Source organism: Dactylosporangium sp. NPDC006015 (assembly GCF_040614215.1).
Classification (GTDB): domain Bacteria; phylum Actinomycetota; class Actinomycetes; order Mycobacteriales; family Micromonosporaceae; genus Dactylosporangium; species Dactylosporangium maewongense.
The window spans coordinates 1-7,284 of the sequence record NZ_JBEXUD010000104.1; the positions used below are offsets into that span (position 1 = coordinate 1).

The 7,284-nt window shown below is 77.0% G+C and carries 9 protein-coding genes; 1 reads left to right on the top strand and 8 read right to left on the bottom strand.

Translation table 11 applies throughout. The features are described from left to right. Positions 1-1,088: BTAD domain-containing putative transcriptional regulator (locus ABZ321_RS57990; protein WP_354905628.1), on the top strand; the 1,088-nt coding region annotated here is incomplete at its 5' end. Between the two features lie 57 nt (positions 1,089-1,145). On the opposite strand, the gene ABZ321_RS57995 is transcribed toward ABZ321_RS57990, so the two are convergent. From ABZ321_RS57995 to ABZ321_RS58030, 8 genes are all read right to left on the bottom strand, one after another. After that, a complete protein-coding gene (locus ABZ321_RS57995) occupies positions 1,146-1,670 on the bottom strand; it encodes a phage tail protein (protein ID WP_354905630.1) in 525 nt (174 codons plus the stop codon). After that, positions 1,667-3,571 carry a putative baseplate assembly protein gene (locus tag ABZ321_RS58000; protein ID WP_344506877.1) on the bottom strand — a complete coding sequence of 635 codons (1,905 nt, stop codon included), beginning with the start codon at positions 3,569-3,571 and terminating at the stop codon, positions 1,667-1,669. The genes ABZ321_RS57995 and ABZ321_RS58000 overlap by 4 nt, the downstream gene beginning before the upstream one ends. Continuing rightward, positions 3,571-4,026, bottom strand: coding sequence for a GPW/gp25 family protein (locus ABZ321_RS58005; protein ID WP_344506879.1), 456 nt, complete (start codon positions 4,024-4,026; stop codon positions 3,571-3,573). Before ABZ321_RS58005 ends, ABZ321_RS58000 begins: the two co-directional genes overlap by 1 nt. Beyond that, positions 4,023-4,298: a PAAR domain-containing protein gene (locus ABZ321_RS58010; protein WP_344506881.1), complete on the bottom strand. Its 276-nt coding sequence runs from the start codon at positions 4,296-4,298 to the stop codon at positions 4,023-4,025. Before ABZ321_RS58010 ends, ABZ321_RS58005 begins: the two co-directional genes overlap by 4 nt. 20 nt (positions 4,299-4,318) lie before the next feature. Then, complete coding sequence (locus ABZ321_RS58015) at positions 4,319-5,884, bottom strand: VgrG-related protein (RefSeq protein ID WP_354905635.1); 1,566 nt, start codon at positions 5,882-5,884, stop codon at positions 4,319-4,321. Then, positions 5,881-6,630 (bottom strand): LysM peptidoglycan-binding domain-containing protein, encoded by a 750-nt coding sequence (locus ABZ321_RS58020; protein WP_344506885.1) that lies wholly within the window; start codon positions 6,628-6,630, stop codon positions 5,881-5,883. The genes ABZ321_RS58015 and ABZ321_RS58020 overlap by 4 nt, the downstream gene beginning before the upstream one ends. A gap of 27 nt (positions 6,631-6,657) precedes the next feature. After that, positions 6,658-7,092: a phage tail protein gene (locus ABZ321_RS58025; RefSeq protein ID WP_354905638.1), complete on the bottom strand. Its 435-nt coding sequence runs from the start codon at positions 7,090-7,092 to the stop codon at positions 6,658-6,660. After that, a partial coding sequence (locus tag ABZ321_RS58030; protein WP_354905640.1) for a hypothetical protein occupies positions 7,089-7,284 on the bottom strand: 196 nt, incomplete at its 5' end. The genes ABZ321_RS58025 and ABZ321_RS58030, both read right to left, overlap by 4 nt.

Below are 7,284 nucleotides of genomic sequence, written 5' to 3' on the forward strand. Positions count from 1 at the left end.
CGGCCGCGGCGGCGAGGGCGGCCGCCTCCCGCGCCACCGCCACTGGCAGCACCCCGGCGTACCAGAACGATGGGGGCCGCCACGGCGAGCGCGGCGGTCACAGCCCCGCAGGAGCCGGTGCCGATGATCAGAACGCCGGCCGCAGCGGTCACAACCCAGCCAGGGCCGGCACCGACAAGCGTGTCGCCACGCGCGGCAGCTCCGACGCGGCCGGCGCCGCCGGGCGTGGCGGGCGCGAGACGGGCCGGGCCGGGCGCGGCGGCGGAGGGCAGGAGGGCGCCGGGATCGCGCGGGTGGTCGAGGCTGGGCTGCCGGCCGCGGCGGTGCTGCGGTGGCTCGGGGAGCGGCCCGGCGGCGACCCCGCCACGGCTGCTCAGGCACCGCCGGTCGAGGTGTACTGCCTCGGCGGGTTCCAGCTGCGGCTGCACGGCCGGGAGCTCGACCTCGCCGGGGTGAAGCCGCGGACCCGGGTCGCGCTGCGGCTCCTCGCGATGCACGCCGGCCGGCCGCTGCACCGGGAGACGATGCTGGAGGCGCTGTGGCCCGGCGTCGCCACCGCCTCGGCGACGCGGAGCCTGCACGTCACGCTGTCCAGCCTGCGGGCGGTCCTGCCGCCGGAGCCGCGGCTGCTGTCCCGCGACGGCGACGCGTACGAGCTGACGCTGCCGCCCGGCGGCTACAGCGACATCGGCAGCTTCGCCGCGGCGCTGCGCGAGGCGCGCAGGGCGGCCGTCGCCGGTGACGGCCACGCCAGGGCGGCGGCGCTGCACGAGGCGCTGTTCGCCTACGGCGGTGAGCTGCTGCCGGAGGACGGCCCGGCGGAGTGGGTGGTGCACGAGCGGGAGGTGCTGCGCCGGCGCGCCGCGGAGGCCGCCACGGAGCTGGCGACGGCGCTGCTGGCCGCGGGTGAGACCGCCGACGCGGTCGCCGCGGCCGAGCGCTGCGTGCAGATCGACCGGTACTGCGACGCCGGCTGGCGGCTCGTCGTGGACGGCTACCGGCAGCTGGGCAACCTCGCGGCGGCGGCCCGGGCCAGGCGCGAGTACGCCCACGTCCTCGCCTCCCTCGACGCCACCCCGATCCGCTGAGGCCGCGTCGCGGTGGGCACGAACAGCACGGCTACGACGCATCGACGCCTGGCCCCGCTACCACTCGCCGACGATCTCGATCACGACCGCCGCCCGCAGGTGTGCCGGCACCTGGTCGCTCACGACCCGCTCGTACCAGGCGGTGTCCAGGCCCGCCGACGCCGGCACGAACACGCGGACCCGCACCGGGCCCGACCACTGACCGACCGCCTCCTCCTCGATGACGCAGCCGCCGTTGTCGTGCACCTCCACCCGGCCGCCGGTCGCGAGGGCGAGGAACCGTTCGAGACCCCACACAGTGCCCCGCCACCCGTACAGGTCGACGGCGTTCGCAAGCAGCTCCCGGCGCCGCTCGGCCGGAACCGCCGGGTCGCGCACGATCCCGAGCCAGGAGCCGAGCCAGTCCACGAAGTCGTCCGGCGCGAGCCGCGGGTCCAGGTACTCGGCCAGGGTGTCGATGCTCAGCAGAACCGGCGCGAGGAGGTCGTCGATGCCGTGGGCGACGCCCGCCACGAACCGGTCCTCGGCGAGGACCGCCGGCAGGAAGGCGGCCACGGGATGCGGCGAGCCCGGCGATGTCACACGACCACCCGCACCTGGTGGGCGAAGGACAGCACCAGCGCGTTGCGCGGCACGTCGACCCGGTCCTGCGCCGCCAGCCGCTCGCCGGTGAGCACGTCGGCGGCGTGCAGGGCCAGATGGTCCACGGTGTCCACGCCGGGCAGCGGCTGCAGCAGCGCGAACAGCTCGCCGTGGCCGACGGCCCGGCCGAAGGGCCAGCCCGTGCCGGCGGGTCCGCCGCACAGCGGGTCCAGGTAGCGCTCCAGCGCCGCGACCGCCGCCGCATGCAGCAGCTCCACATCCGTCGCGGGCAGCGCCCGGATCGCCGCGACAACCGTGACACCCACGTAGCTGGCCGACTCGATGGTGACCCGGGCGCCGATGCAGCGGCGCTGGTTCAGGTACTCCGCGATCCGCTGCGTGATGTCGCGGTCGACCCGCATGTCGTCGAGCCGCGGCGTGGTGCCGGCAGTGACCGCCGGCACAACGACGACGTGCACCAGACCCTGTTCGTCGCCGATGCACCGGACCCGGGCGATCTCCGGCGCGGCCTCCCGGGTGAGCACCTCGTAGTCCTCTGCGGTGACGGCGCGTCCCCTGGTCCGCAGGTGGATCTGCGTCCGCGCTGCGGCCTCGGCGACGCTCTCCGCGGGCACGCCACCGGCGGCCGGCCGGCGGTTCGTCACCCGGCTGACGAACGGGATCGCGTCGCGCAGGACGGTCAGCGTGCCGGCGGCGACGTTGCCGCGGCGACCCCCGCCACGGCGGTGCCCGGCGGCGCGGACCACCGCGCCCCGCCGCGGGACGGCGCCGAACTGCCGCATCGACCCGTCCGACTGGCGGATCGCCGGGCCGAACACCACCTCGTCGTGCTCGACGCGCACCGCCCGCTGCTCGGCGTCCAGGTCGGCGAACGTGGCGACCTCCGGCCACGCCTGCCATCCGTCGCCCTCGTCGACCTCGATCACGCCCGAGCCCGCCACGACCGGGCCGCGTTCGAGCCGGAACCGCTGGCCGGGCCGGCCCTCGCAGACACCGAGGGATTCGGGGTCCATGACGTCGGCGTGCGCGGCGGTCACGGTCACCCCGACCGCGACGGCGGAGCAGGCGCGGATCACCGGCGGATTGACGTAACCGGTCTCGTGGCCGAGGAGGCGGGCCCGCAGCCAGCTTGCGCGGCGGTCGATCAGGACCCGGTCGCGGTGCTTCGTCGGCACGTGCAGCAGCACGTCGCCGTCCCGGGTGAGCCCACCGGTGCCGTCGGCCTCCACGTCGCACGCGAGCCAGCCCTCGTCGGTGGACGCCTCCCACACGATCGGCGGCCGGTTGGGGTCGATGCCGTACCCGGGGGCGTCGAACCGGAGCTGCAGCAGCAGCGCCGCGTTCGCGGCCGGGGCCGCGAGCCCGAAGTAGAGCGCGTCGTCGGGCCGCGCAGGGTCGCCGAAGGCAGCCACGCCGACCCCGCTGGTCAGCTCGGCCGTCCGGTCGCTGAGCGGGCCGCCGGCGGCGGTCAGGACGTAGGCCAGCGCCGCCGGTAGGACCACGCCCTCGCGGGTCGTGGTGAAGACCGGCGGCCGCTCGTCGCCGGTGCGCACCGCGGTGACCTGCGTGCCGGTCGGGACCCGCACGGGCTGCCGCTGCGGCGCCGACAGCAGGAACGTCACCTCGGTCCGCGCCGCCTGAGCGGGGTACGGGACGATCCCGATGAGCTCCAGCAGCCGCCGCTCGTGCAGCTCCGGCACCCGGTTGAGCCGGTAGATCAGCTGGTCGACGAGGGTCGCCACGGCCTCCAGCAGCGTGACGCCCGGGTCGGACGGCTGGGTGGCCGTCCACTCGGGGCAGCGGGCGCGGACGTGCCGCAGCGCGTCGTCCAGCAGGCTCTGGAAGTCGCGGTCGTCGAGGTTGGGTGCGGGCGTGGGCATCAGCGGCCCTCCGGTTCGGGCGCCGCCGCGGCGGGGTCCGGCGCGTCGGCGGGGAACAACTGGAACGGCACGGCCACGGCCTGCGGGTCGCGCTCGCCCACCACCGTGTACCGCAGCGTGATCGTCAACATGCCGGCCTCGGCCTGCTCGAAGCCGACGGTCACGTCGTGCAGCGCGATCCGCGGCTCCCAGCGTTCGATGCTGCGGCGCACCTCGTACGCGGCCCGGCCGGCGGTCGACGCGTCGGCGGGCGCGAACACGAGCTCGTGCAGCGCGCAGCCGAAGTCGGGGCGCATCGGCCGCTCGCCGGGCGCGGTGCCGAGGATGAGCCGGATGCTCTGCTCGATCTGCCGGTCGCCGCCGGCGAGCGCGACCGTGCCGAGCGCGTCGAGGCCGGCCGGGAACGCCCATCCGGCGCCGACGTGGCCCTGCTGCCCCGCGTGCACGGCCCTCACCCGCCGATCAGGACGGTCGGGCAACCAGTCACGATCGGCGCGCCGCATGCCGTGATGTCGCCCGACCGGGCCGCCGGCAGGCCCCCGATGAGCACCGTGGGCGCGCCGGTCGCCACCGGGGACGGCGGGTGCACCGCCGGCGGCGGGAACGAGCACACGTGCAGGTCGCCCTGGCGGGCGGCGGGCGCGCCGCCGATGAGGACGGTCGGTGCCCCGCCCACGAGCACGCCGGGGTGCCCGGTGGGGTCACCCATCCTTGCCGCGGGACGCATCGCCCCTCTCCTTCCGGTGGTCAGTTGAGCCTGATGACGGCCGCGCGCACGACGGCCTGCCCGTTCGCGGTGATCTCGGCGTCCGCGTCCGCCTCGACGCTGACCCGCCGGCCGCGCAGGGTCAGGTCGCCGGCGCCGGCGTCGAGGGTCACGCCACGGCCGCTGACGTGGACGGCGCCGGTGACGCTGTCCAGGCGCACCGTCGCGGCGCCGCCGGCGGTGGCGATCAGCACCCCGCCGTCCTCGATCAGCTCGACGCGGTGGCCGTGCCGGGACACGAACCCGCGGACCGCGACGGCGCCGCTCACCGGGTCGACCGGCTCCCGCGACAGCTGCGGCACGGGATCGGCGCCGTTGTGCAGGCCGCCGACGACGTACGGCGCGTCGAGGTCGTCGCCCGCGAACCCGGCGAGGACCTCGTCGCCGACCTCCGGCAGGACCAGCGCGCCGCGGCCCGGGCCGGCGCCCGGCTGCACGGTGCGCGCCCAGCCGGTGGTGTAGCCGGGCGCGAGCCACGGCAGGATCAGCCGGACCCGGCCCAGGCCGAGCGGGTCGCGCACGTCGCCGACGACCGCCGGGACCAGGCCGCGCACCGGGCCGGGCGGCCGCGGTGCCGGGGTGGGGCGGGCGACGGTGAAGGCGGTCGTGTAGCCGGCCTGCGCGTCGAACGTGTGCCGCACGCCGGTCAGCACGTGCCGGCCCTCGAACGGCTCGCCCGCGTCGACGAGCTCGACCGCGACGCCGGGCCGCAGCGCCGGGTCGCCCTCGGCGAGGCCTTCCAGCTCGACGGCCGCGGCGGCGCGGGCCGCGGCCGCCTCCGCCGCCACGCGCACCAGGTCGGGCCGGTGCGCGACGCCGCCGACCCGCTGCTCGACGCCGCCGGCGGTGCCCGGCACCGGCTCCGTCGCCTGCACGGCGCGCTTCGTCGTCAGGTCCCACGCGTGCGCGGCCACGGCACCGGCCGCCGGGCGGCTGCGGGTGGCCCGCAGCGCCAGCAGCGACCGGGCCGCGAGCGGCAGCGGCTCGGCGCCGTCGTCCGCGGGGGCGAAGTGCAGCGCACCGGCCACGACCGCCGGGCGCGCGCCGAACAGGTCGCCGAGCCGCAGCAGGAACTCCCAGTCGGTGACGTCGTCCTGGCTGAGCTGGCCGTCCCAGGCGGCGCGGGCGGCGGCGCCGGTCTCGGCGACCGGCACGGCGCGCAGCCCGGCCCGCGCGGCGATCGCGGCGACGATCTCCGACACGCTCATGCCCAGGTACGCGACGACCCGCCGGGCGCCCTGCAGCCGGTGGGTGGCGTCCAGCCCGCGCACCTCGGTGGTCGTGCCGCCCGGCCCGAACTCGCGCTCGACGGAGGTCACCTCACCGTCGGTGAGCGTGCGGGCGGGCCGCCCCGGCACCGGGACGCGGACGGAAACCTCGGCGCCGATGCGCAGACCGGCCTTGTCGAGCGCGGCCTGCTGCGGGTCGCCGAACCGGAGGGTGAACATCGCCGGCAGGCCGGTGTCGTCGTCGACCCGTGCGTACGTCAGCATCGCCGCCACGTCGTCGGGCAGCGCGACCCCGTCGACCTCGATCAGGAACGTCACGGCGCACCGCCCCGCGGACCGGGGATCACCAGCCGCGTGCCGGGCGTGAGTCGCAGCGGGTCGTCGATCCCGCTGGCCTCGGCGATGCGCCGCCAGGCCGCCGGGTCGCCGTACGCCTCGAACGCCACCGACGTGAGCGTGTCGCCGGCGGCGACGACGTGGACGCGCTCGCCCGGTGGCGCGGCCCGCCGCAGCCCGGACGGCGCCTCCGTGGACAGCTCCTCCAGGGTGACCGCGCACGTGGCGCGCACCGGCGTGCCGTCCGGGGTGAAGAGGCTGTACCTGGCGGTGACGCTGCTGACATACGCGGGGAAGCTCATCGTGCCGCCCCAGTGGAACAGCACCCACGGCGGGGATCCGCGCCGGCCCGCGCGGCTGCGCTCGGTCGGCACGCAGCACTCGAAGAGCCGCTCGACGGCCGCGACGACCCGGTCGTCCATCGTGTCGGTGGCGTCGAAGAACATCTCGACCTGCAGGCGGCTCGGCTCGGCGCCGGTGAACTGCGGCGGTCCGCTGCGCCGGGCGTCGCGCTGCGGGTCGCGGCGCCACCGGGTGTGCTTGGTGACGATCAGCTCGGTCGGGTTGAACTGGAACTCGATGACGCCGAGCACCGCGTCGCCGGGCGCGCCGGGGGTCCCGCCCGGCGCCGGCTCACGCAGCTCCAGGTAGGCCCGTTGCAGACCGGCGGGCGCCGCGGCCGACGGGTGTCCGGAGTGGACGGTGCTCAGGCTGACGGGCGTCGTCACGCGCACCCACCTCCGGCCGTGGTCATCTCAGCCTGCCCAGGAGCCGATGAAGCCGTGGTGGGCGAGCTCCACGGTCTCGGTGATGACGGCGGCGCGCTCCGGGTCCAGCCGCGGGCCGCTCCAGCGCACCGGCAGCACGTCGCGCAGCGCCCAGCGGGCGACGACCGCCCCCGACGCGCTGCGCGCCTCGATGACCGCGGTGGCCCGCCGCACGCCGCCGGGCGCGCCGGTGAACCACCGGGCCAGCTTCGCGCTGTCCGGCGTGACCGGGCGGGACAGCCGCACGTTGGAGTACCGCACCCCGGTCGGCAGCTGCCAGACCCAGCCGTTGTTGCCGCCCTCGGCCCGCTCCTCGACGACGACCTCCGCGCCCAGGCCCTCGCAGCTGTCGAAGGCGCCGAGGCTCTCGTCGTCGATGCTGACGGCGAAGTACACCGCGTAGTCGTCGCTCCAGTCGCTCACCGGCGGCCGTGCCCGTCACGGCGGTCGCGTTCGGCCCGCTGCCGCGCGGTGATGCTGCGCAGCAACGGATCCAGCAGCCGGGCGGCGAGCGCGTCGATTGCCGACGAGGACGAGGCGCTCGCCCGGGGCGACCACCGCGTACGCGGAGAACGACACCGCCGCCGCGGGAGCCGCGACGGGCCGGGAGACGCG